At 69.4% G+C, this 22479-nt stretch carries 24 protein-coding genes; 13 read left to right on the forward strand and 11 right to left on the reverse strand.

Annotated features, from left to right (window positions below):
- The first annotated feature begins 27 nt into the window (after positions 1-27).
- The 9 genes from ACYVIP_RS36360 to ACYVIP_RS36400 all read left to right on the forward strand — a co-directional run bounded on the left by ACYVIP_RS36360 (position 28) and on the right by ACYVIP_RS36400 (position 10175).
- Complete coding sequence (locus tag ACYVIP_RS36360) at positions 28-1542, forward strand: sugar ABC transporter ATP-binding protein (RefSeq protein WP_460404824.1); 1515 nt, start codon at positions 28-30, stop codon at positions 1540-1542.
- A complete protein-coding gene (locus tag ACYVIP_RS36365) occupies positions 1539-2546 on the forward strand; it encodes an ABC transporter permease (RefSeq protein ID WP_460404826.1) in 1008 nt (335 codons plus the stop codon). The genes ACYVIP_RS36360 and ACYVIP_RS36365 overlap by 4 nt, the downstream gene beginning before the upstream one ends.
- Positions 2543-3529: an ABC transporter permease gene (locus ACYVIP_RS36370; RefSeq protein ID WP_460404828.1), complete on the forward strand. Its 987-nt coding sequence runs from the start codon at positions 2543-2545 to the stop codon at positions 3527-3529. The genes ACYVIP_RS36365 and ACYVIP_RS36370 overlap by 4 nt, the downstream gene beginning before the upstream one ends.
- Positions 3530-3603: 74 nt before the next feature.
- On the forward strand, positions 3604-6072 hold the full coding sequence (locus ACYVIP_RS36375; RefSeq protein WP_460404830.1) for a LamG-like jellyroll fold domain-containing protein: 2469 nt from the start codon (positions 3604-3606) through the stop codon (positions 6070-6072).
- A gap of 582 nt (positions 6073-6654) precedes the next feature.
- Positions 6655-7002: a PE domain-containing protein gene (locus ACYVIP_RS36380; protein ID WP_460404832.1), complete on the forward strand. Its 348-nt coding sequence runs from the start codon at positions 6655-6657 to the stop codon at positions 7000-7002.
- The gene (locus tag ACYVIP_RS36385; RefSeq protein WP_460404834.1) at positions 6999-7583 is read left to right on the forward strand and encodes a DUF3558 domain-containing protein; all 585 of its coding nucleotides are present in this window, start codon (positions 6999-7001) and stop codon (positions 7581-7583) included. The genes ACYVIP_RS36380 and ACYVIP_RS36385 overlap by 4 nt, the downstream gene beginning before the upstream one ends.
- Before the next feature lie 70 nt (positions 7584-7653).
- Positions 7654-8874, forward strand: coding sequence for a PPE domain-containing protein (locus tag ACYVIP_RS36390; protein WP_460404836.1), 1221 nt, complete (start codon positions 7654-7656; stop codon positions 8872-8874).
- Between the two features lie 8 nt (positions 8875-8882).
- Positions 8883-9656, forward strand: coding sequence for an ESX secretion-associated protein EspG (locus ACYVIP_RS36395; protein WP_460404838.1), 774 nt, complete (start codon positions 8883-8885; stop codon positions 9654-9656).
- A gap of 24 nt (positions 9657-9680) precedes the next feature.
- Positions 9681-10175 (forward strand): gluconokinase, encoded by a 495-nt coding sequence (locus ACYVIP_RS36400; RefSeq protein WP_460404840.1) that lies wholly within the window; start codon positions 9681-9683, stop codon positions 10173-10175.
- On the opposite strand, the gene ACYVIP_RS36405 is transcribed toward ACYVIP_RS36400, so the two are convergent.
- Positions 10150-11580, reverse strand: coding sequence for an Nramp family divalent metal transporter (locus ACYVIP_RS36405; RefSeq protein ID WP_460404842.1), 1431 nt, complete (start codon positions 11578-11580; stop codon positions 10150-10152). The genes ACYVIP_RS36400 and ACYVIP_RS36405 overlap by 26 nt on opposite strands.
- 74 nt (positions 11581-11654) lie before the next feature.
- Here ACYVIP_RS36405 and ACYVIP_RS36410 point away from each other — a divergent pair, with 74 nt between their 5' ends.
- Complete coding sequence (locus ACYVIP_RS36410; protein WP_460404844.1) at positions 11655-12644, forward strand: o-succinylbenzoate synthase; 990 nt, start codon at positions 11655-11657, stop codon at positions 12642-12644.
- A gap of 162 nt (positions 12645-12806) precedes the next feature.
- Here ACYVIP_RS36410 and ACYVIP_RS36415 read toward each other — a convergent pair whose 3' ends face one another.
- From ACYVIP_RS36415 to ACYVIP_RS36440, 6 genes are all read right to left on the reverse strand, one after another.
- The gene (locus tag ACYVIP_RS36415; RefSeq protein ID WP_460404846.1) at positions 12807-13697 is read right to left on the reverse strand and encodes a ribokinase; all 891 of its coding nucleotides are present in this window, start codon (positions 13695-13697) and stop codon (positions 12807-12809) included.
- Positions 13698-13704: 7 nt separating this feature from the next.
- The gene (mgrA, locus tag ACYVIP_RS36420) at positions 13705-14733 is read right to left on the reverse strand and encodes an L-glyceraldehyde 3-phosphate reductase (protein ID WP_460404848.1); all 1029 of its coding nucleotides are present in this window, start codon (positions 14731-14733) and stop codon (positions 13705-13707) included.
- Positions 14734-14747: 14 nt separating this feature from the next.
- Positions 14748-15161: a DUF6319 family protein gene (locus tag ACYVIP_RS36425; protein WP_460404850.1), complete on the reverse strand. Its 414-nt coding sequence runs from the start codon at positions 15159-15161 to the stop codon at positions 14748-14750.
- 172 nt (positions 15162-15333) lie between these two features.
- A complete protein-coding gene (locus tag ACYVIP_RS36430) occupies positions 15334-15969 on the reverse strand; it encodes a LysE family translocator (protein WP_460404852.1) in 636 nt (211 codons plus the stop codon).
- An 11-nt stretch (positions 15970-15980) separates the two neighbouring features.
- On the reverse strand, positions 15981-16643 hold the full coding sequence (locus tag ACYVIP_RS36435; protein ID WP_460404854.1) for a DUF998 domain-containing protein: 663 nt from the start codon (positions 16641-16643) through the stop codon (positions 15981-15983).
- Between the two features lie 44 nt (positions 16644-16687).
- Positions 16688-17443 (reverse strand): TetR/AcrR family transcriptional regulator, encoded by a 756-nt coding sequence (locus ACYVIP_RS36440; protein ID WP_460404856.1) that lies wholly within the window; start codon positions 17441-17443, stop codon positions 16688-16690.
- Positions 17444-17556: 113 nt separating this feature from the next.
- Here ACYVIP_RS36440 and ACYVIP_RS36445 point away from each other — a divergent pair, with 113 nt between their 5' ends.
- A complete protein-coding gene (locus ACYVIP_RS36445) occupies positions 17557-18519 on the forward strand; it encodes an ATP-binding cassette domain-containing protein (RefSeq protein ID WP_460404858.1) in 963 nt (320 codons plus the stop codon).
- Positions 18512-19288 carry an ABC transporter permease gene (locus ACYVIP_RS36450; protein WP_460404860.1) on the forward strand — a complete coding sequence of 259 codons (777 nt, stop codon included), beginning with the start codon at positions 18512-18514 and terminating at the stop codon, positions 19286-19288. Before ACYVIP_RS36445 ends, ACYVIP_RS36450 begins: the two co-directional genes overlap by 8 nt.
- A 64-nt stretch (positions 19289-19352) precedes the next feature.
- Here ACYVIP_RS36450 and ACYVIP_RS36455 read toward each other — a convergent pair whose 3' ends face one another.
- The 4 genes from ACYVIP_RS36455 to ACYVIP_RS36470 form a co-directional block, all read right to left on the reverse strand.
- On the reverse strand, positions 19353-19517 hold the full coding sequence (locus ACYVIP_RS36455) for a DUF397 domain-containing protein (RefSeq protein WP_460404862.1): 165 nt from the start codon (positions 19515-19517) through the stop codon (positions 19353-19355).
- Positions 19518-19519: 2 nt separating this feature from the next.
- The gene (locus ACYVIP_RS36460) at positions 19520-20350 is read right to left on the reverse strand and encodes a helix-turn-helix domain-containing protein (protein WP_460404864.1); all 831 of its coding nucleotides are present in this window, start codon (positions 20348-20350) and stop codon (positions 19520-19522) included.
- 149 nt (positions 20351-20499) lie between these two features.
- Positions 20500-21549, reverse strand: a complete 1050-nt coding sequence (locus tag ACYVIP_RS36465; protein ID WP_460404866.1) for a TolB family protein — start codon at positions 21547-21549, stop codon at positions 20500-20502.
- Between the two features lie 51 nt (positions 21550-21600).
- Positions 21601-21969 carry a VOC family protein gene (locus ACYVIP_RS36470; protein WP_460404868.1) on the reverse strand — a complete coding sequence of 123 codons (369 nt, stop codon included), beginning with the start codon at positions 21967-21969 and terminating at the stop codon, positions 21601-21603.
- Positions 21970-22032: 63 nt separating this feature from the next.
- On the opposite strand from ACYVIP_RS36470, the gene ACYVIP_RS36475 reads away from it, so the two are divergent.
- Positions 22033-22479, forward strand: a complete 447-nt coding sequence (locus ACYVIP_RS36475) for a MarR family winged helix-turn-helix transcriptional regulator (RefSeq protein WP_460404870.1) — start codon at positions 22033-22035, stop codon at positions 22477-22479.

Genomic DNA, 22479 nt, shown 5'->3' on the forward strand with positions numbered 1-22479 from the left:
CCGAGCAGGGCGGGAGAACGGCGCGATATGGACGCGGTACTGACCGCCACCGCGATCGGCAAACGGTTTCCCGGAGTCGTCGCGCTGTCCGATGTGGACCTCACGCTGCACGCGGGCGAGGTACACGCGTTGGTCGGCGAGAACGGCGCCGGGAAGTCCACGCTGATCAAGGTGCTCACCGGGGTCTACGCACCTGACGGCGGCACGTTGACCTACCTCGACCAGGACGTCCACTTCGGACGGCCGGCCGACGCGCAGGCCGCCGGCATCAGCACCGTGTACCAGGAGGTCAACCTGGTACCACTGCAGTCGGTGGCCAGCAACATCTATCTCGGCCGCGAGCCGAGAAACCGCTGGGGGCTGTTGGACTTCCGGGCGATGAACGCGGCGGCCACCGAACTGCTCGCGTCCTACGGCATCCGCGTCGACGTCAAACGACCGCTGCGCACGCTCGGCATGGGGGTGCAGCAGATGGTCGCGGTGGCCCGCGCCGCGGCCACCAGGGCCAGAGTGGTGATCCTCGACGAGCCGACCTCCTCGCTCGAGCCGAGGGAGGTCGACACCCTGTTCGCGATCGTCGAACGCCTGCGGACAGACGGGGTGGCGGTGCTCTACGTCAGCCATCGGCTCGACGAGCTGTACCGCATCTGTGACCGGGTCACCGTGCTGCGCGACGGCCGCCTTGTCCACAACGGACCGCTGGCCGACCTGCCGAGGCTCCGGCTGGTGGCCCAGATGCTCGGCCGGGATCTGGACGAGGTCCGCCGCGACGGCGCGACACGGTTCGCCGGCGAGCACACCGCCGAACAGACCGCCCCGGTACTCGAGGCCACCGGGTTGACCGCGAAACACCGGCTCGACGGCGTGGACGTGGCCGTGCGGCCGGGCGAGATCGTCGGGCTCGGCGGGCTGCTCGGTGCCGGGCGCAGCGAGACCGTGATGGCGATCGCCGGCGCGTTGCCGCTGGACAACGGCACCGTCCAGGTCGACGGCAAACGCTTGCGCACCGGCTCGGTGGCGGCCGCCATGCGCGCGGGCGTCGTGCTGCTGCCCGAGGACCGCAAGGCGGACGGGATCCTGCCGGACCTGTCCGTGCGGGAGAACATCGTGCTGGCCGCGCTGCCCCGGCTGTCCCCGGCCGGGCTGGTCTCCCGGCGGCGCCAGGACTCCATTGTGGACACCTTCATGCGCAGGCTGCGGATCAAGGCGGCCAGTCCCGACCAACGGGTCGGCGAGCTGTCCGGCGGCAACCAGCAGAAGGTGTTGCTCGCCAGGCTGTTGTGCACCCAACCCAAGGTGTTGCTGCTCGACGAGCCGACCAGGGGCATCGACGTCGGCGCGAAGGCCGAGGTACAGGGCCTGGTCGACGAGTTGGCCAGGGACGGCCTGGCCGTGGTGCTGATCTCCTCGGAGTTCGAGGAGGTGGTGGAGGGTTCGGACGCGATCGTCGTGCTGCGTGAGGGAAAGGTCGTCGCCCGGCTGGCCGGCGCGGAGATCTCCGAGGCCGCACTGCTCGCCGCGCTGGCGGAGGAGACCGCATGACCGGCGACGAGGGGCGGCCGGCGGGTCGGGAACGTCGAACTCGCGTGGCGGGAGCGTTGGACTCGCGGGGTGGGAGCGTTGGACTCGCGGAGTGGGTGCGGGAGAACGGCGTCTACGCGGCTGTTGGGGTTCTTGTTCTCTACAACGTGGTCTTCAGTCCCAACTTCGCCAGTTGGGGGAATCTGAGCACGCAGGTCGTGCAGGTGGCGCCGGTACTGATCGTGGCGTTGGGGATGGCGCTGGTCATCGGGACCGAGGGCGTCGACCTCTCCGTCGGGTCGGTGATGGCGGTGGCGGCCGCGATGTTGCCGTTGTATCTGGGGTATGGCGTGGTGGCCGCTGTTGGGCTGGCGTTGGTGGCCGGCGCGATCTGCGGGGCGCTGAACGGAAGCCTGGTGGCGGTGGTGGGGATTCAGCCCATTGTCGCGACCCTCGCCCTGCTGGTCGGCGGGCGCGGGCTGGCGTTGGTGCTCGCGGACGGGCAGCTCAAGGACATTCGCAACGAAGAGCTGTTGTGGCTGGGCAGCGGGGAGTTCCTCGGGCTCCCGGTGGTTGGCTGGATCGCGGTCCTGCTGGCGGTGCTGGTCGGGCTGCTGGTGCGGTACACGACCTTCGGGCGGCAGCTGGTCGCGGTCGGCGGGAACCGGTCGGCGAGCGCGCTGGCCGGGTTGCCGGTGCGGCGCGTGTTGCTGTTCACCTATGTCCTCAGTGGAGTGCTGGCCGCGGTGGCGGGGATCGTGGCCACCGCGCGGCTGACCGCGTCGGACCCGTCGGCCATCGGCAACCTGTTCGAGCTGTCGGCCATCACCGCGGTCGTGGTCGGGGGCACGCCGTTGTCCGGCGGGCGGGTGCGCATTCTCGGCACGGTCGCCGGCGCGGTGCTGATGCAGCTGATCACCGCCACCCTGATCCGGCACAACCTGCCGGACTCGACCGCCCAGATCGTCCAGGCCGCGATCATCGTGCTCGCGGTCTACCTGCAGCGTTCCCGGGGTGCCCGATGACGATGAGCGAACAGCTGACCAGAACCGAGCGGGTCGCCGGGCTGGTGCAACGGCGCGGCTCGATCGTGGTGCTCGCGCTCGTGGTGCTGGTCGCCTCGGCGTCGTTCGACTCGTTCGCCACCCTGGGCAACGCGCGCAACATCGCGATCCAGAGCTCGTTCCTCGCGATCGTGGCGCTCGGCATGACGTTCGTCATCATCTCCGGGGGCATCGACCTGTCCGTCGGCTCGGTGTACGCGCTTGGCGGAGTCCTTGCCGCCTACGGGATCCAGTGGGGCTCGCTGGTCGGACTGCTGCTGCCGTTGGTGGTCTGTGGCGCGATCGGGTTGCTGAACGGGGTGCTCGTCGCCTACGGCCGGCTGGCGCCGTTCATCGTCACCTTGGCCACCCTGCTCGGCGCGCGCGGCCTGCTGCTCGCGATCACCGACGAGGGCGCGACCACCCGGCTGATGGCCCGCGACGACTGGCTGACCCAACTCGGGCAGGGAACCTTTCTCGGGCTCGGGCTGCCGGTCTGGATCACGCTCGGCCTGTTCGTCGTCGGGGTGGTCGTGCTCGGCCGGACCAGGTTCGGCCACACCACGCTCGCGATCGGCGGCAGCCGGGAGGCCGCGACGCTGATGGGCCTGCCCGTCGCCAGGGACACGATGCTGCTCTACCTCGGCAGCGGGCTGCTCGCTGGCCTGGCCGGCGCACTGGCCGCCGCCTACTCCGCCTCCGGGGTGACCATCGTCGGCGAAGGCCTTGAGCTGGACGCGATCGCGGCGGTGGTGATCGGCGGCACGCTGCTCACCGGCGGCGCCGGCACCGTCGGTGGCACGCTGGCCGGGGTGCTGCTGCTGCGCGTCATCCAGAACGTGATCAACCAGGTCGGCACGCTGTCCACGCACTACCAGTCGGTGGTCAGCGGCGCGTTCCTGGCCGTCGTGGTCGCCGTCCAGGCGTACCTGAGCCGCGCACATCTCCGCGGCCGGCGGCGGTAGCTCTTCCGTTACCCACCAAGGAGGTTGACCCAACGATGAGGACAGCCGTTCGAAGAAGGGTTCTCGGTGCGATCGTGGCCGCTTTCACCACAGTGGCCCTGATTCCCGCGACACCGACGCCCGCGACCGCCGATCCCGGTTGGCAGCCGGGAACTCCGCCGCTGTCCACGCCGTGGACCGACGAGGTCGGCCCCGACAACGCGTTGCCGGAATACCCCCGACCCCAGCTGACCCGAGGCGACTGGCAGAACCTCAACGGAGTCTGGGAGTTCGCCGGCACCGGATCCCTTGGCACACCACCGGTCGGCCAGACCCTCGACGAGCGAATCCTGGTGCCCTACCCGGTCGAGTCGGCGCTGTCCGGGATCCAGCGCAGCGAGGACCGGATGTGGTACCGGCGCACCTTCGAGGTGCCGGCCGGCTGGCGCGTCGGCCGCGGCGGCGACCGGCTGGTGCTGAACTTCGGCGCGGTCGACTACGTGTCCAAGGTGTGGGTCAACGGCAAGCTCGTCACCGCGCACCAGGGCGGCTACGACAAGTTCAGTGTGGACATCACCGACGCGTTGGCCAAGCGTGGCCCGCAGGAGCTGATCGTCGGCGTCGAGGATCTCTCCGACGCCACCTGGCAGCCGGTCGGCAAGCAGCGCCGGGTGCCCGACCGGGGCATCTTCTACACGGGCAGCTCGGGGATCTGGCAGACGGTGTGGCTGGAGCCGGTGGCCCCCAAGCACATCACCAAGCTCGATCTGACCCCGAAGCTGGCCGACGGCAGCATCACGTTGCGCGCCAACACCGTCGGTGGCGCGGCGACCGTCGAGGCGATCGCCTACGACGGCCGGCGCGAGGTCGGCCGGGTGCGCGGGGCGGCGAACAGTGACCTGCGACTGCCGGTGCCCAAGGCCAAGCTGTGGTCCCCGGACTCGCCGTTCCTCTATAACCTCAAGGTTCGACTGCTCGACGGTCCCAAGAAGACGGTCGACGAGGTCGGCTCGTACTTCGGCATGCGCGAGATCGGCATGAAGCCCGGCGCCGACGGCAAGCTGCGGATGACGCTCAACGGCGAGATCCTCTTCCACATGTCCACGTTGGACCAGGGGTTCTGGCCGGACGGCATCCACACCGCACCGACCGACGAGGCGCTGCGGTTCGACCTGGAGCAACACAAGGTGTTGGGGTTCAACACCGTGCGCAAGCACATCAAGGTCGAGCCGGACCGCTGGTTCTACCACGCCGACCAGCTTGGACTGATGGTGTGGCAGGACATGCCGGCGATGAAGACCTCGAACGAGGACCCGCCGCCGTACGCCCAGACCCAGTTCGAGGCCGAGCTGCACACGATGATCGAGCAGCACGACAACTGGACGTCGGTCGTGGCCTGGGTGCCGTTCAACGAGGGCTGGGGCGAGTGGGATCGCGAGGCCACCGGCCGGATCGCCGACGAGGTCAAGGCGATGGACCCCAGTAGGCTGGTGAACGCGCACTCCGGAGTGAACTGCTGTGACTCGAAGGGCGATTCCGGCAAGGGCGACATGATCGACCACCACGCCTATGTCGGCCCGGCGCAGCCGGTGCCGGACGCGACCAGGGTGTCGGTCGACGGTGAGCACGGTGGTTTCGGCCTCGAGGTCGAGGACCACATGTGGTTCGGCGAGGGCCACGCCTACGAGATGACCCCGGACGAGGCGACGTTGACCCGGCGCTATGTCGAGAACCAGCGCGATGTGTTGACTTCCGCGCAGAACTGCGGGATCTCCGGGGCGATCTACACCCAGATCACCGATGTCGAGCACGAGGTCAACGGCTTCTTCACCTACGACCGCCAGGTGGAGAAGATGGACTTCGCGCAGGTGCGGGCGATCAACGAGGAGATCATCGCGAGCGCCGACGGATCCGGCGGGAGCACCGAGCCGCCGGGACCGGGAACCCCTGGCGCGGACGGTATTCACTACTACCCGTTCAGCGAGGGTTCCGGCACGACCACCACCGACGAGGTCGGCGACGCGGACGGCACGCTGGTCGACGGTCCGACATGGACGGACGGTCGCGATGGCGCCGGACTGCAGTTCGCCGGTGACTCCTATGTGGACACCGGGGCGCCGCTGACGGACACCACCGGGAACTACTCGGTCGCCGCGTGGGTGAAGCTGGACAGTCTGGACGGGTTCGCCACGGCGGTGAGCCAGGACGGTAGCTCCAACAGCGGGTACTTCCTGCAGTACTCGGGGTCGGACAACCGGTTCGCGTTCAGTTTCGTCGGGGTACGGGCGCTGGCGCCGAGTGTGCCGGAGCCGGGGCGGTGGTATCACCTGGTTGGCGTGCGAGATGTCGTCTCCGGGACGCTGCGGCTCTATGTGGACGGTCAGCAGGCCGGGTCGGCCAACGCCTGTGTCGGCAGTGACTCGCAGGGCAACACGGTGATCGGCCGGGCGAAGTTCGGCGGCAACCCGGTCGACTTCTGGCGCGGTGCGATCGACCAGGTGCACGTGTTCGACCGAGCGCTGCCGCCGGAAGAGGTGGCGTCGCTGTACGAGTCCGGCCGTTAGGCCAGCAGTCGAGTGACCAGCAGTCCCCAGCGGCCCGGTGCGAAACGCCAGCACCGGGCCGCTCGGGCATTTGATGGCCAGCAGCAGATCGTGTGACTCCCGCTCGACCAGTGGCAAGGTCGCCGACCTTTCGGTGGCCAGCCCATATTCCGTCACCGCCGCCGGGTCGCCGGGAAACATCCCGGACAGCGGCCTTTCGATGTGCACCACATCCGGCTGAAACATCAACACGACGAACCCGCCCAGCAGCGCTGGATGGCGTTCGAGTCGCCGCGCGATCCTCCCGGTGATCTTCGACTCGCCATCCAGTGCACGGTGAGCGCCTGCTCTTCCACCGCGGCCACATCCGACGCCCGGTCACCACCCTCTCGGAGATTCTCACCCAGGTGGGTTACCCCGTCAGAATTCCCATGATCAATGAGCAACCAGAAACTGGTTAATATAGGCACCATTAGCCCGTTCAGGTACGCAAGGACCGCGCTATAGAGATTGTTCAACTCGCCGCCGAAACAACTTTCCTGCGCTAAGATTTCTTGCTGCTGGCGCGTTACACCGGCACGCGCGAGGGAGGCAATCCTCACGATGTATATCGACACCGGCGCCGAGGCCCCGAGCGGGCCCGCCCGCATGATCGTCACTCCGGACAATCTCCTGCGGCTAAAACAGGGTCTCGAAGAGGAACGCGACCGGATCCGCACGTGGCGGCGAACGGAGGGCCGCGACGTTGCCGAGATCGACCCTCCCGGCAACGACCCGTGCAGCAAGGACACCATGTTCTGGATGTCGCAGAACGGGCAGGACGCGGTCAACGCGGTCGACGCCTACGTTGATCGGCTCACTGCCATCGTCGAAAACCTGCACGACAGCGCGGTGTCCTACGGGCTGATCGAGGCCGACAACGCGCACACGTTCCGCCAGGAGCCAGCGTGAGAGACCCCACGCGACGCGCCACATCTCTGGTCGTCCTGCTACTCGCCTGGCTGGTTGCTGGTTGTACCAGCACATCCGCCGGCGAGCCCCAGCCCGGTTCGTCGAACACGTTGGACGCCAACAGTTCCGAGGAGACCTCAGCGCCATCGCCGATGCGGCCGCGTGAGCTCAAGCTGGATGGAATCGACCCGTGCACTCTCCTTCCGGAGGCGGACTACGGCGACTTCTACCTGCACAAACCTGGAGAGCCGGGTAGGACCAAACGTGGCGCGATCGAATGTGCCTGGTACGGCGAGATCGGCTACATGGACGCGGTCCTGGTGACGTTCGAGGGCGTCGAGGCCAGGAAAGATCGGAACGTCGAGACGACGTCAGCCGAGCCGATCGAGGGCTTTCCGGCCTACATCTTCACGATACGGAACAGTGACACCGACATTTGTTTCATCGGCGTCGATGTCGCCGATGATCAGTATCTCGACGTCCAGGTGGGGTTGGACGGCGATCGGCCTGGTGTGCCGCCGGTCTGTGAATATGCTCATCAATTCGCCGCCTCGATCATGAGCACGTTGGTGGCGTCGTGATTGGGGGTTCGTGATGAGCGTGGTGGGCAGAGGGGTTCTTGGCTATCGCTGGGAGGGGTTCGATCATGTGGTGATCTACGACATGGTTCGGACCTGGGCCATCGGTGCGTCGGTGATCGCGCGGGCCGATCCGGGATGGCGCAACTTCGCCACCGTGATGAGCGACTCGCAGCACCGGATCGACCGGTTGAACCAGGAGGTCGGCGTCTCCTGGGAGGGCTCGGCCGCCGCCGCCATGGCCGAGCGGGTGTCCCCGTTGAGCAAGTGGACGCAGGACACCGTTGCCGCGGCCGAGCAGACCAAGGCGAGCCTGCAGCAGATCGCCGACAGTTTCGCCAGGACGTCGCACTCGATGCCCGAGCCGGTGCACGTGCCGTCCCGGGTAGGGACCTTCGGCGGCTTCGTCGCGATCGTCGCGGGCATGGTCGACGCGGACTCCGCCGAGTACCGGGCCCGGGCCGCCAAGCAGTTGGCGGTCGAGCTGATGAACGCCTACACGGTGAACAACGAGGACTCGCGGAACACCGCCGGCACGTTCACCGAACCGCCGGAGATCAGCGCCGGCGTCGCGGAGCGGGCCATTGTGGGTGGCCGTGCGGGCGGCTTCGTCGACGGCGCCTCGGTCAGCGACGATCGCTCCGGTGGTGATGCCGCCGGTGGATCGGGTGCTGGTTCGGGCGGACCTTCCGGATCCACGTCATCTCCCGTGGGGCCCGATGGGCGCGCCACTCTGCCGCAGGGCGTGCCGACGGCCGAGCAGGCGCTGCCGATCAGCGGGCCCAGCACGCCGGGTCCGACAACCTCCGGCTCGATCTCGCCGGTCGCCGGGATACTGACCGACCCGACGGCCGGCCGGCCGTCTGGCAGCGGTGACATGCCCGGCCGCGGCGGTTCGTCCGGTGGGGGCGGTTCGCCCAGCCGCGGCGGGTTGTTCGGTGGTAGCGGTGCAGGTGGTCGCGGCGGTGCGGGCGGTAGTGGCGGCTCCGGCGGCGTGGGCGGTGGTGCGGGAGGTTCGCGTGGCATCGGCGGAGCGCCCGGCGGCGGAAGCCCGGGAGGCGCCCCGGGGCGGATCGGCGCGGGGGCGCTGGCCGCCGAGAACGCCGCCGTCCGTGGCACCGCGGCGGGTGCCCGCGGTGGAGCCCCGGGTGCCGGGTTCGGCCCGTTGGGTACCGGCGCCCGGGACGAGGAGGACAAGGAACACACCTCCCCCGAGTACCTCCGCGGCCACCACGACGACTTCTGGGACGACACCCCACCCACCTCGCCACCGGTCATCGGTCACGACGGCTAGCGACCACGATGGGACAACGAACCACGCTCAGCCAGCTGGAGTACGACGTGCTGTGGGAGCACCTGCGGCTCGGCCCTTTTCAGCCGGTGCTCACCGTGCCCTCGCCCGGGGTCACTCCCGACGAGCGCGCGGAGCTGCGGGCCACGGCGTGGGCTTCGCTCACCGCCAAAGGGCTCGGTCACCCCGACAGTCTCGACGATCGGCTCGCGCGGCGGCTTGCCCGCCTCGCCCGGCCGGAGTGGGAGCTCGACGCCCGGCTGTGGCTGTCGACCCAGGGCCCGCGGACCTCGGCGCTGCTGGCCCGCGCCGGGCGCAGTGCCACCGTGGCGGTTCTCGGTGAGGAGTCCCTGACGCTCTGGGCGGTCAACCCCGACCAGATGGTGGCCGAGGCCGTTCGGCTGCTGCCGGCCCACCCGGCGGGGACCGGCGGCTCGGTCTCCCTGCCGGCCACCGCTCTCGACCGGGCCGCCAGCGCGGCGGGCGCCGACCGGGACCGGTTCGCGCGGGCGCTGGTGGCCCAGGGGCTCGGCAGGTCCGAGGCGCGCAAGGTCACCGACGTGTTCGGCGACGTCGTTCGGCAGGGGCAGTTCGGGGCCGCGCGCACCCGGGTCGGTGGCGGGCGGCGGCGGGCGTCCTATGTCGTCAGTGTTTATGACAACCCGGGCGGTCGGTATCTGGCGATGCGGAAGAAGGACTGGGTGACCCTGCTCCCCGGCACCGAACAGGCCCTCACCCGCCAACTGGCCGAACTGCTCGCCGAACTCGACCCCGACCGCCCGTAGCGCGGCTGCTTTAGGGTGGGGGCCATGTTGCTCGTGGTGATGGGGGTTACGGGGTCGGGGAAGACCACTGTCGGGGAGGCGCTCGCGGCGCGGTTGCGGGTGCCGTTCCGGGACGCCGACGACTTCCACAGCGCGGCCAACATCGCCAAGATGAGCGCCGGCACGCCGTTGACCGACGCCGATCGGCTGCCGTGGTTGCGCGCCATCGGCACCTGGCTGGCCGAACATCGGGACACCGGGGCGGTCGCCACCTCCTCGGCGCTGCGCCGGCACTACCGCGACGTGCTGCGCGAGCAGGCGCCGGACGCGTTCTTCGTGCACCTGGACGGCGACCCGACCACGGCACGGGTGCGGGTCGCCGGGCGGACCGACCACTTCATGCCCGTGTCGCTGGTCGACTCCCAGTACGCCACGCTCGAACCGCTTGGCGCGGACGAGCGTGGCGTCGTACTGGACATGACCGAGCCGGTCGACGACCTCGTCGACCGGGCGGTCAGAACTTCTTCACCTGATCGATGACCGTCAGCACGCTCAGCACGCCGAACAGCCCGAACGACCACACCAGCACACCGACCCGGAAACCCCTGATCCTGATCTCCGGCGGCAACACCGTGCGGTTGAGCAACAACAGCAGCGCCGAGTAGATGAACATCATCACGCCGCCGACCGATGCCGAGATCACCAGCAGCACCAACGGTTGCGCGAACCCGGCGACCATGATGACGCAGCCGACCGCGACCAGCACCCACACGATTACGAAGTAGAGCGAACTCTCCTTCGCCTTCGGTGCGTAGGCGGTCTTGAGGACGTCGGCGACCAGTCGTGCCGAATAGTCCACAATGCCCAGTGCGGCCGCGAACAACGCCAACGCGCCGACCACCCAGAAGAACGTGCCGAACCACGCGCCGACGGTCTCGCTGAGCACCTCGCCCTCGATCTGCAGGAAGCCGATCCCGTTCGGCAGGTCGGCGCGGCCGAACACCGTGGAGTACGCCAGCAGCGAGGTGAACGTGATGGACAGGAACGTGATCAGCACGAAGGTGTACAGCTGCTCACGGTTGGCGAACCGCCACCACGCCCGCCAGTGGCCGAGGTTCTCCTCGGTCGGTTCGAAGATGAAACCGGTACTCGGCGCGGCCTCTGGCTTGCCGGTCACCGGGCTCGTGATCCGCGGCACGTAGCGGCCCATGCCGAAGCCCTTGTCCCGGATCCAGTTGCTCTGCACCAGGTTCTGCCCGCCACCGCCCCCGGCGAAGGCCAGCGCGCCGAGCAGCAGTGCGAACCCGAGCGGCTCGACCGGGATGGACGCCTCGGTGATTATCTTCGGCACGTCGCCCCACGCCTGCGCGGTGATCGCGACGATCGCGCCGACGATCACCAGCACGAGCACGGCCGCGACCTTGAGCATCTCGGCGCGTTCGAGTACGACGTAGACCACCGGCGCGAGCGTGAGGATCAGGCCGATCGCCACCAGCATGCCGAGCGTGATCCATTTGACGTCACCGCCCCACAGGTAGGTGACCAGCGTCGCCGATGAGCTCGCCCAGCCGGGCCACAGGTTCGCCAGCAGGGTGAGGATCGCGAACACCAGACCCCAGTGCCGCCAGAACCGGCTGAACCCGGTGAGCGCGGTCTCGCCGGTGGCCAGCGTGTACCGCTCGATCTCCATGTTGATGAAGTACTGGGTGGCCAGGCCGAGCAACGCCGCCCAGACGAAGACCAACCCGACCTGCGAGGCGATGTAGGGAAAGAGGATGAACTCGCCGGAGGCCAGACCGACCCCGGCGGCGATGATCCCTGGGCCGATGATCCGCCAGGTCGACGCCGGCGGTTCGGGGAGGGCTCTGATCTCGGGTTTTGCCAGATGTTTGGCGGGGAATCGATCGACCACCGAGGGCGTCACGCCGTCGTGCTGCCTCGTCATGTGCGTTCACCTTCCCGTTCGGGTGAAACGATCACCGGATCGTACCGAGCGGACGTCGACTAGCGTTAACGTCGATGAAGACGATGATCGACTTCCAGGACGCGCGCACGTTCGCCGTTCCGCTGACCACGCGGTTCCGTGGCATCGACGTGCGCGAGGGCATGCTGATCGAGGGGCCGGCTGGCTGGGGCGAGTTCTCCGCGTTCCCCGAGTACGACGACCGCGAGTCGGCGTCCTGGCTGACCGCGGCGATCGAGGCGTGCACGGTCGGCTGGCCGGACCCGGTCCGTGGCCGGATCCCGATCAACGCGACGGTGCCGGCGGTCGGCCCGGCGGCGGCGGGTGAGATCGTGGCGAAGTCGGGTTGTGCCACGGTGAAGGTGAAGGTCGCCGACCATCCCGACTCGCTGGGCGAGGACATCGAGCGGTTGGCCGCGGTGCGCGACGCGCTCGGTCCGGCGGGCGCGGTTCGCTGTGATGCCAACGGTTTCTGGGATGTGGACACCGCGGTGCGGGTGATTCCGCAGTTGGAGCGGGCGGCCGGTGGGCTGGAGTACGTCGAGCAGCCCTGCGGGACGGTCGACGAGTTGGCCGCGGTGCGTCGGCGGGTTGGGGTGCGGATCGCGGCCGACGAGTCGATCCGCCGGGCGGAGGATCCGTTGCGGGTCGCGGTGGCGGAGGCGGCGGATGTCGCGGTCATCAAGTGCACGCCGCTGGGTGGGGTGCGGCGGGCGTTGCGGGTGGCGGAGGCGTGTGGGTTGCCGTGTGTGGTGTCCTCGGCGTTGGAGACCAGTGTCGGGCTCGCGGCGGGGCTAGCGTTGGCGGGTGCGTTGCCGACGTTGGACTTCGCCTGTGGTCTCGGCACGTTGTCCCTGCTGACCGACGACCTGGTCGGGCCCGCGCGGTCGCTGCGGCCGGTCGACGGGTACCTGCCGGTCTCGCCGGTGCCGCCGACGCCGGACCAGGGGCTGCTTGACCGGTACGAGATCGCCGACGACGAGCGGGCCGCGTGGTGGCGGGACCGGCTGACCAGGTTGGTGGCCCAGGGCCGGATCCTGGACTGACGCCGCCCGCGAGTCCCTGGGCACCGCAGCGAAGGGTCCCTTCACTGCGTCCAGTGCAGCGAAGGGACCCTTCGCTGCACTTGGGCGGGGCCGGGCCGGGCCGGACCGGGGCTGGGTCGGGCTGGGTCGGGAGCGGACCGGGTCGGCCGGGGCGGGGTGGGGTTAGGGGTGTTGTTCGGCTTGGGGGCGGGTTGGCATGCCGGACTGGGCGCCCCAGCGGGTGGTGGCGATTCCGGCTACTCGGACGGCCCATGCGGTGGCCTCGTCCAGGGACTGGCCGCGGGCCAGGCCGTCGGCCAGTGCGCCGCAGAACGAGTCGCCGGCGCCGGTGGCGTCGACCGCATCGACGGGGATCGACGGGACGTGTGTTGTTCGTCCGCCGTCGACCACCAGTGCGCCGTCTGCGCCCAGGGTGACCACTACCGCCTGTGGGCCGGACAGCGAGCGGGCCAGCTCGGCCGCTTCATCCACAGTGGACGGTTCGGGTTTTCCGGCCAACAGTGCCAGTTCTGAGCGGTTCGGCACCAGGACGTCTACTTCGGACAGTAAGGACGGCGGCAGCGGTCTTGCCGGGGCCGGGTTGAGGACCAGCCGGCCACGGGCGGCGGCGACGGTCGCGGCGACCACCTCGGGGGCGATCTCCAGCTGTACCAACGTCACCGCCGCCTCTGCCAGCAGCGTGGACGCCTCGGCGATGTCCTCGACGCTCAGCCGGGCGTTCGCGCCGGGGCTCACCGCGATCGTGTTCTCCCCGCCGTCGGCCACGGTGATCAGCGCGATGCCGCTCGGGGTGTCCGGCACGGCGCGCAGCCACGACAGGCGCACTCCGGCATCGGCCAGTGCGGTGGTGATCGTGGCCGCCAGCTCGTCGTCGCCCACCCGGCCGACGAAGGCGACCTCGCTGCCCAACCGCGCGGCCGCCACCGACTGGTTGGCGCCCTTGCCCCCTGGCGTGCGCAGATGGTCACCGCCGAGCACGGTCTCCCCCGGGCCGGGCAACGCCGCCACCGGGACGACGAAGTCGACGTTGCACGACCCGACCACCGCGATCATGCCGCGATCATGTCGCCGACGACCTCGCCCACAGGTTGACCCCGCTGTCCACCGCGTACCGGTCGATCTCGGCCAGCTCGTCGGCGGTCAGCGTGAGGGAGTCCAGCGCGTCGAGGTTGTCGTCGAGCTGGCGCACGCTCGACGCGCCGATCAGCGTGGAGGTCATCCGCTGGTCGCGCAGCGTCCACGCGAGCGCCAGCTGCGCCAGCGTCTGGCCGCGGCCACCGGCGATCACGTTCAGCGCGCGGATCCTGGTCAGGTTCTGCTCGCTGAGCATGTCCTGCGACAGCGAGCCCGGCCGGCTGGCGCGGGAGCCGTCGGGGATGCCGTCGAGGTAGCGGTCGGTCAGCATCCCCTGCGCCAGCGGCGAGAACCCGATGCAGCCGACGCCGAGCTCGCCGAGCGTGTCGAGCAGGTCGGGCTCGATCCAGCGGTTGAGCATCGAGTACGACGGCTGGTGGATCAGCAGCGGCACGCCGAGGCCGGCGAGCAGCTCCCGCGCCTCCCTGGTCCTGGCCGGGGAGTAGGAGGAGATGCCGACGTAGAGCGCCTTGCCCTGCTGGACCGCCGACGCCAACGCACCCATGGTCTCGGCCAGCGGGGTGTCCGGGTCGAACCGGTGGGAGTAGAAGATGTCGACGTAGTCCAGGCCCAGCCGGGACAGGCTCTGGTCGAGGCTGGACAGCACGTACTTGCGCGAGCCGCCGCCCTGACCGTACGGACCGGGCCACATGTCGTAGCCGGCCTTGGTGGAGATGACCAGCTCGTCGCGGTAGGGGCGCAGGTCCGAGGCCAGCAGCGCGCCGAAGTTCGACTCGGCCGACCCGTAGGGCGGGCCGTAGTTGTTGGCCAGGTCGAAGTGGGTCACGCCGCGGTCGAAGGCCCGGCGCACGATCGCCCGGCACTGCTCGAGCGGGACCTCGGTGCCGAAGTTCTGCCACAGGCCGAGGGAGATCGCCGGCAGCACCAGGCCGCTTTCGCCACTGCGGCGGTAGGTCATCCGCTCGTAGCGGTCCTCCGCTGCGGAGTAGGCCATGATCGTCGTTCCCCTCAGTCCTGGAGGTCGGCGAGGGCCTGCTTGACCTTGCTCAGCTCGGCCTCCAGCTCGACCAGCCGCGACTTGTGCTGCTCGCGCGCGGTGTCGAGCACCGACTCGATGGCCTTGGAGATGTCCTCGTGCAGCTCGGCGGCCGCGCGGGACACGGCGGCGGCCGGCACGGACAGGCCCTGCAGCAGGCGGCTGCCGGACTGGGTCAGCTCGGCCTGCCACTCGCCGTCGAGGGTGCCGGTGACCGTGAGGGTCAGCTCGACCGTGCGGGTCTTGCGGGCGGTGCTGCCCGGCTTGCGACCGCGCTTCTTCGGCGCCTCGGCCGGGGCCTCAGCGGAGGCCTCGGTGGGGGTCTCGGCCGGGGTCGCCGGCTGCTCTTCGGGCGTCGCTGCGGACTCGCTCGTTGGGGAAGACACCCTCACGCTCCTTTGATCATCACAAACGCTGCGGGACGCAACATTAGAACATTTGTTCGCCGGCCGCATGTCGGCCGGGTCAGGGAAACGGTAGCGGAACCGGGAACGTTCACTACCCTGCGCCATCCCGGGGAAGGGGTGTCACCGTGACCCGATCCGCGCTGTTGGCGTGCTAGTCCCTGCGGCCGGAGATGGCGAGGCTGGTGCCGAGGCCGATCATCATCAGGCCGCCCGCGCCGCCGACCAGCTCCAGGCGCCGGGGCGAGCGGGCGAACCACGACCGCGCGGTGGCCGCCACCAGCGCCCATCCGCTGTCGAGCACCAGCGCGACCAGCGGGAACAGCGCCCCGAGCAGCAACATCTGCACCGGCACGTTGCCCGCCGCCGGGTCGGTGAACTGCGGCAGCGCGACCACGAAGAACACGATCGACTTCGGGTTCAGCAAGCCGACCACGAACCCGTCGCGCAGCGACCGGCCCGCCGAGTGCACCGGGGTCGACCGCAACGCGTCGGTGACCCGCCGCCGGTGCCGGATCGCCTGCACGCCGAGGAAGACCAGGTACGCCGCGCCGGCCAGCTTGACCACGGTGAACACCGCGGCCGACCGCTCGACGACCGTGCCGACGCCCAACGCCACCGCGACCACCTGCAGATAGCAACCACCCGCGTTGCCCGCGACGGTCAGCAGCGCCGCCCGCCGCCCGACGCTCAGCGCCCGGCCGATGGCGAACAACACGCTCGGCCCTGGCAACAGCACCAACACCACCGTCAACGCGGCGAACGCGAGCACCTGGTTCATCGACATCATGCCGACGCAGGCTAGGCCGCCGCGGTGCTCAGTTCACCTGATTTGACCGGCCGCACCAGCGACCCGAGCACCACCACGACGATCGCGGCGACCGCGCTGAACGCGATCGCCCGCTCCACCAGCCCGAGCGGCACGAACAGCCACCACGGCCCGCCCCCGGCGCCCATCCGGATGACGCCGATCACGATCAGCGAGAAGAACCCGAGCGCCAGCACGCCGAACCCCTGCGCGGCCAGCCGCCAGCCGAGCCGGTCGGGGAACGCGGCCCTGGCGATCACCAACACCGCCAGCGGCAGCGACACGAACGCGACCACGCTGGCGTAGCGGTGGATGGTGCCGCCGATCGACGGCCCGACCGACCAGTCCGTCTTGGTGAAGTACACCACCGCCAGCAGGCTCACGATCCACAGCGAGCCGAGCACGACCCCGGCCGAGCGCGGCGCCACCACCCGGTTGCGGATCAGCGCGTAGAACCCCAGCGCCGAGCCGAGCGCGATCAGCAGCACGGACACGTCGAAGGCCCACTTGCCCTCGCCGAGCGCGTACTGGCTGAGCGTGCGCCGGACCGGGTCGATCTGGCTGGTCGGCGGGATCACGTGCAGCGAGAGCATCAACGCGACACCGGCCAGCAGCGCGGCGAGACTTGCCGCGCAGGCGGCTCTGGCGTGGGGCATGGCTTCGACGTTAGCGACCGAACATATGACCAAGGTAAGACAATTCAGACAGCGCGTGTCCTCATCAGCGCCTCGAACCCGTCCAGCAGCCGCTCGAGCCCGAAGACGAAGTCGTCGGCGACGGTCTCGTTGTTGTCCGACGGGGAGAAGCCGTTGACGTCGAGCACCTCGTACAGCGCGGGGAACTCCTCGCGGGTGGTGACCGCGATGAGGGTCTGCTCGTAGTCGTGCATCGTCTGGTGCTCGGCGGTGGTGAAGGCGATGTCGAGCTGGGTGATGAGCATGGCCCACGCGCGGGTGAAGCTGGTGAGGGTCAGGATCGCCGAGATCTTGTCCCCCGGCGTGAGCGAGGTGCCGGCCAGGCAGCGCAGTCCCTGTTCGACGAACGCGATGGTCTTCGGGGTGACCGGCGGGCCGTTGATCGGCACCTGTAGCACCCACGGGTGCTCGCGGTAGACGTCCAGCTCGGCCCAGGACCACCCGGTGAGCTCGGCCCGCCAACCGCCGTCCCCGACGGTGAACTCGACCGAGCCGACGATCTCGTCGACCATCAGCATCAGCAGCTCGTCCTTGGACGCCACGTACCGGTACAGCGCCATCGCCGAGGTGCCGACCTCCTTGGCCACCCGGCTCATGGACACCGCGCCGAACCCGTCGGCCCGCGCCACCCGCACGCCTGCCTGAACCACCTGTTCCAGGCTCAGACCAGGCTTGGGGCCCTTGGTCGGGCGCTCCCGCACTCCCCACGCCTGCTCGAAGCTGGCCGGCAGGCCGCTGCCGCCGGTCGTGTCCGCACCCATGACCCTGGTCCTACCCCGAACTCCATATCAGGGTTTTACCCTGATGTACTGTTTACATCCTACGCAGTAGCGTTTATCTCGTACACAGAAGACGCTAACAGGGGGTACCCCACATGCCAGACCTTCCAGCGATCGAGGCTACCGGCCTCGAGAAGTCCTACGGCGACCTACACGTGCTGCGCGGGGTCGACCTCGCGGTCGCCCGGGGCAGCGTGTTCGCCCTGCTCGGGCCCAACGGCGCCGGCAAGACCACGACCGTGCGGATCCTGACCACCCTGCTGCCGGCCGACGCCGGCGCCGCCAGGGTCGCCGGCTACGACATCCGCGCCGACCGCTCGAAGGTTCGCCGCAGCATCAGCCTCACCGGCCAGGACACCGCGATCGACGAGCTGCAGACCGGCGCGGAGAACCTGCGGATGATGGCCAGGCTGTGCCGGCTGCCCAGGGCGCGGGCGGCCGCGCGGGCCACCGAGCTGCTCGCCCAGTTCGACCTGGTCGAGGCCGGCTCCCGGCGGGTCGGCACCTACTCCGGCGGCATGCGCAGGCGTCTTGACCTGGCCGTCAGCCTGATCGCGCGGCCGGAGGTGATCTTCCTCGACGAGCCGACGACCGGCCTGGACCCGCGCAGCCGCCAGCAGGTGTGGGAAGTGGTCACCGAGCTGACCCGCGCCGGCGTGACGATCTTCCTGACCACCCAGTACCTGGAGGAGGCCGACCGGCTCGCCGACCAGATCGCCGTGGTCGACGGCGGCAAGATCGTCGCCAAGGGCACCGCGGTCGAGCTCAAGCAGCAGGTCGCCGGGCACCGCCTCGACCTGGTCGCGGCCGACCGGCACGCGTTCACCCAGCTGATCAACCACCTCGGTCCGCTGGCGATCCAACTGGCGCCCGACCGGCTGACGTTCTCGGTCGCCACCGACGGCAGCGCAGGCCACGTGCGCGCGCTGCTCGACGAGCTGGACCCGAGCCGGCGCGCGCTCGCGCGGTTCACCGTGCACAGCGCGACGCTCGACGACGTGTTCCTCGCCCTGACCGGGCACACCACCCAGCCGGAGAAGGAGACCGCCGGTGTCTGAGACAGCCCTGCGCCCACCGTCGCTTGCCGGCGACGCGAAGGTCATGCTCGCGCGTTCGATCCGGCTGTCCATCCGGAACATGGACGCGTTGTTCACCGCGCTGTTCCTGCCGGTGATGCTGATGCTGCTGTTCGTGTACCTGTTCGGCGGCGCGATCCAGACCGGGACCGAGTACGTCACCTACGTGGTGCCCGGCGTGATCATCCTGTGTGCCGGGTTCGGCTCGTCGCTGACGGCGGTCGCGGTGACCCAGGACATGAACGGCGGCATCATGGACCGCTTCCGGTCCATGGACATCAAGGGTGCCGCGGTGCTCGGCGGGCACGTGATCTCCAGTATGGCGCGGAACCTGATGTCCACGGTGCTGGTGCTCGCGGTGGCGTTGCTGATCGGCTTCCGGCCGGAGGCGGGCCCGCTGGAGCTGTTGGCCGCGATCGGATTGCTGCTGTTGTTCGTACTCGCGTTCTCGTGGGTGTCGGCCGCGGTCGGCGTGGTGACGCGGTCGGCCGAGGCGGCCAACGGGTTCGGCTTCTTCGTGATGTTCCTGCCCTACCCGAGCAGCGCGTTCGTGCCGATCGACACGATGCCGACGTGGATCCACGGGTTCGCCGAGAACCAGCCGATGACCCCGATCATCGAGACGATGCGGGCGCTGCTGCTCGACCAGCCGATGGGCAACAGCGGCTGGCAGGCGCTGGCCTGGTGCGCCGGCATCCTGGTCGCCGGCATCATCGCCGCGACCTACGCCTTCCGCCGCCGCATCTCCTGACCTTTTCGTGCAATGAAGGCGTCCTTCGTCGCGGTGAACGCAATGAAGGACGCCTTCTTCGCATTTACCGAGCCGGGTCGGCGGCCTTGAGCGTTGCCAGCAGGTGGGACAGGTCGACGGTCAACTCGGGGCCGGCGAGGTTCTTGCTGTCCCGCACAGCGGCCAGATCCCGCCGCACCTGCACACAATCGCCGCCAGCTCCGCTGAAACTCGATACGCGCCAGTCCACGATCAGACCTCCTTCAGGATCTCCCGAAGCCTATTCTGGCTTCCGGAGGTGGGAAGGGCTAGACGATCCAGCTTGGCCAGTACCTTGACATAGGGCGCCGCCTGGTCGTCGTGCAAGTAGACCCCACCCTCGGCGACCTCGACGTTCACCACGGGTGTTGTGTTGGGGAAGGTCATGTAGAGCCAGGAGTGGGTGACCAGCCCGAACGGCAGATGTGCTGGCACGACTCGGACGGCGATCCCGCGCTCACGGGCATCTAGCAAGTGCTGCAACTGTTTGCGCAAACCCTCCCGACCGCCGAACGGCGTCCGCAGTGCGGTTTCGCAGATGAAGGCCGCGTAGTCCAGCGTGCCGAGGATCTTCTGCCGGCTACGCCGAGCGAACCAACGCAACTCCGCGACATCCGGTGGCACGTCCTCGGAGAACATCACCGCCATGGCGTACTCCTCGATCTGGAGTAGACCAGGCACGACCGACACCGCCCAGTTGGTGAGGCTGGTGGCGTCGGCGGCGTAGCTTGCCAGGGTGCCCATTTCGGTTGGTACGCCGGGAAGTGGGCGGTCCCACCAACCCGACACGTCCTCCGCGCGTGCCTCGGCGAGCAGGTCGTCCCGTTCCGTGGCGGGAATGCGGTACGCGGTCAGGATGATCGCCACGTGCTCCATGGTGATGCGACACTGCCCGTTCTCTATTCGGGACATCGTCGACAGTCCCCAGCCGAGCAGTTTCGCCGCCGCCTCGAGCGACAACGTCGTTCGCTGCTTGCGTATCGCCCGTAGGCGGGCGCCGATGATCCGGTCCCGAGGCCGGGGTACCTGTCGTTTGGTCGGCACAGTCAGACCTTTCCCACCCGGGGAAGGCAGCGCACCTTCCCAGAATCGTCATTACCGTCGTCGGCGCGACCAGAACGACAGCAACAGACAAGCGGGTGAATGGCCTCAGATCGTACGTTTCCCGAACACCGGCCGCATGTCGAGCGCGGTCACTCGGTGAGGGTGAGCAACACCGGTTCGCGGTCGGCGTTGAGCAGGATGCGGTCGGCCGCCCAGGCCAGCCGCCGGTCGTCGGGCGCGCTGAAGGCCTTGGCCGTGCGCAACTCCGCCGGCTCGCCGGCCGGCTCGGCGAGGACCATCAGCTTGTCCGGTACGGCGATGTAGGCGAGCGCGTGCCCTTCGGGCGACCACGTCGGGTAGCCGGCCTTGTCGGCCAGCGGCACCGGGTCGCCGCCGTCGGCCGGCACGACCAGTGCCTGGCCACCCGCCGGCTGGGCGTACTGGCCGTACTGGGCGAACGAGTCGACCAGCAGCCATTCACCGTCCGGGGAGAACGACAGCAGCATCCGGTCCTGGCCGCCCTCGCCGGGCACCGCCCGCTGCGCCTCGCCGCCGGTGTGGTCGGCGAGGAACACCTCGGGCGAGTCGAGGCCGCAGGTCCAGGCCACCCGGGAGGCCGACCACGCCAAGCCGGCGACGTCGGTCAGCTCGCAGTCGATCTCGCGCAGGGTCGACGGCTCGCCGCCGTCGGCCGGCACGGACATCAGCTCGGCGGTGTCCGCCTTCGCCTGTCCCCGGACGAACAGGATGTCCTCGCCGTCGGTCGACCAGGACGGCAGCACGTCGAGGTCGGCGCCCTCGTTGGGGCCGGACAGGTCGAAGTCGTCGACGCCGTCGTCGGTGAGTGCGCGCAGTTCGCCGGAGGTGACGTCGAACACCCAGACGTCGGGCTCGCGCATGTACTTCCAGAAGTCGTCGGTGAACACCAGCTTGGTGCCGTCCGGCGACCAGGCGGCGTTGGCCAGGTCGGCGTCGACGTCCTCATCGACGCACACCTCGTCGGCGCCGTCCAGGTCGCGCACGCACGGGCGGGCGGTCAGCGCCAGCACCTTGGTGGCGTCCGGGGAGAGCCGGGCCGGGCCCGACAGCTCGACCTTCGCGGACGCGGACACCGTCAGGCTGTCCACGTCCGGCCCGGACTCGCTCGAACACCCGGCGAGGACCAGACCGACCACGAGCAAGCTCCACCGTCGCACCATGCGGGTGATGATGTCATCTCGAACCAGCGAGAGTGCGCGGATCGACGCAGGTCAGGCGCGGTCGTGCAGCGTGATCTGGTAGCCGTCGGGGTCGGCGAAGGTGAACGTCCGGCCGAAGGGGCCGTCGATCGGTGCGGTGACGATGGGGTGGCCGTCGGCGACCAGCGCGTCGTGAATGGCCTGGACGTCGGTGGCGTGCAGCCAGATCGCGGCGCCGATGCCGGGCTGGGCGACGGCGTCGAGATCGGTGCCGGCGACGACGTCGCGGAGGGCGAACGCGATCGGCTTGGTCTCGAAGACGACGGCGTGTGGCGGTCCGGCCGGCGAGCGGACGAGGCCGAGGTACCGCTCGTAGAACGTCCGCGACGCGTCGAGGTCGCGCGCCTGGAGCGAGATGAAGTCTGGGCCGGTGACGGGCATGGTGATCCTCCTCCTAGTCATGTCAGTTTTCTGACACGACTCACTGTATGTCAGAATACTGACATGACGCAAGACGGGGTCGACCTCCAGACGTCACTGGGCTACCTGCTGAAGGAGGCGTCCAGCGCGCTGCGCGCGGCGATGGAGGAGGTGCTACGGCCGCTCGGGATGAGCGTGACGCACTACTCCTGCCTCGAGCTGCTGGCGCAACGGCCGGGCCTGTCGAACTCCGAGCTCGCGCGGGGCGCGTTCGTCACCCGGCAGTCGATGAACGTGCTGCTCCAGACCCTGGAACGGGATGGCTTCGTGACCAGGCCCTCGGCGGCACCCGTCGGCAAGGCGCTGCCGACACGGCTCACGCCGCGCGGCCGGCGGAGCCTGGCGAAGGCGACCGTGGCGGTCCGGTCCGTCGAGGTCAGGATGCTGGCCGGGATGACCGAACGCGAGCAGTCAGCCGCGCTCCGGCTGCTGCGGAGCATGATCCATTCGCTGCGCGACGGCAGCCCGTGA

Source organism: Actinophytocola sediminis (genome assembly GCF_054779715.1).

Excerpts from the sequence above, each read along its gene's own strand:
- ACYVIP_RS36360 (WP_460404824.1), top strand. The coding sequence starts at position 28 with ATGGACGCGGTACTGACCGCCACCGCGATCGGCAAACGGTTTCCCGGA.
- ACYVIP_RS36365 (WP_460404826.1), top strand. The coding sequence starts at position 1,539 with ATGACCGGCGACGAGGGGCGGCCGGCGGGTCGGGAACGTCGAACTCGC.
- ACYVIP_RS36370 (WP_460404828.1), top strand. The coding sequence starts at position 2,543 with ATGACGATGAGCGAACAGCTGACCAGAACCGAGCGGGTCGCCGGGCTG.
- ACYVIP_RS36380 (WP_460404832.1), top strand. The coding sequence starts at position 6,655 with ATGTATATCGACACCGGCGCCGAGGCCCCGAGCGGGCCCGCCCGCATG.
- ACYVIP_RS36395 (WP_460404838.1), top strand. The coding sequence starts at position 8,883 with ATGGGACAACGAACCACGCTCAGCCAGCTGGAGTACGACGTGCTGTGG.
- ACYVIP_RS36400 (WP_460404840.1), top strand. The coding sequence starts at position 9,681 with ATGTTGCTCGTGGTGATGGGGGTTACGGGGTCGGGGAAGACCACTGTC.
- ACYVIP_RS36405 (WP_460404842.1), bottom strand. The coding sequence starts at position 11,580 with ATGACGAGGCAGCACGACGGCGTGACGCCCTCGGTGGTCGATCGATTC.
- ACYVIP_RS36410 (WP_460404844.1), top strand. The coding sequence starts at position 11,655 with ATGAAGACGATGATCGACTTCCAGGACGCGCGCACGTTCGCCGTTCCG.
- ACYVIP_RS36415 (WP_460404846.1), bottom strand. The coding sequence starts at position 13,697 with ATGATCGCGGTGGTCGGGTCGTGCAACGTCGACTTCGTCGTCCCGGTG.
- mgrA (WP_460404848.1), bottom strand. The coding sequence starts at position 14,733 with ATGGCCTACTCCGCAGCGGAGGACCGCTACGAGCGGATGACCTACCGC.
- ACYVIP_RS36430 (WP_460404852.1), bottom strand. The coding sequence starts at position 15,969 with ATGATGTCGATGAACCAGGTGCTCGCGTTCGCCGCGTTGACGGTGGTG.
- ACYVIP_RS36435 (WP_460404854.1), bottom strand. The coding sequence starts at position 16,643 with ATGCCCCACGCCAGAGCCGCCTGCGCGGCAAGTCTCGCCGCGCTGCTG.
- ACYVIP_RS36440 (WP_460404856.1), bottom strand. The coding sequence starts at position 17,443 with ATGGGTGCGGACACGACCGGCGGCAGCGGCCTGCCGGCCAGCTTCGAG.
- ACYVIP_RS36445 (WP_460404858.1), top strand. The coding sequence starts at position 17,557 with ATGCCAGACCTTCCAGCGATCGAGGCTACCGGCCTCGAGAAGTCCTAC.
- ACYVIP_RS36465 (WP_460404866.1), bottom strand. The coding sequence starts at position 21,549 with ATGGTGCGACGGTGGAGCTTGCTCGTGGTCGGTCTGGTCCTCGCCGGG.
- ACYVIP_RS36470 (WP_460404868.1), bottom strand. The coding sequence starts at position 21,969 with ATGCCCGTCACCGGCCCAGACTTCATCTCGCTCCAGGCGCGCGACCTC.
- ACYVIP_RS36475 (WP_460404870.1), top strand. The coding sequence starts at position 22,033 with ATGACGCAAGACGGGGTCGACCTCCAGACGTCACTGGGCTACCTGCTG.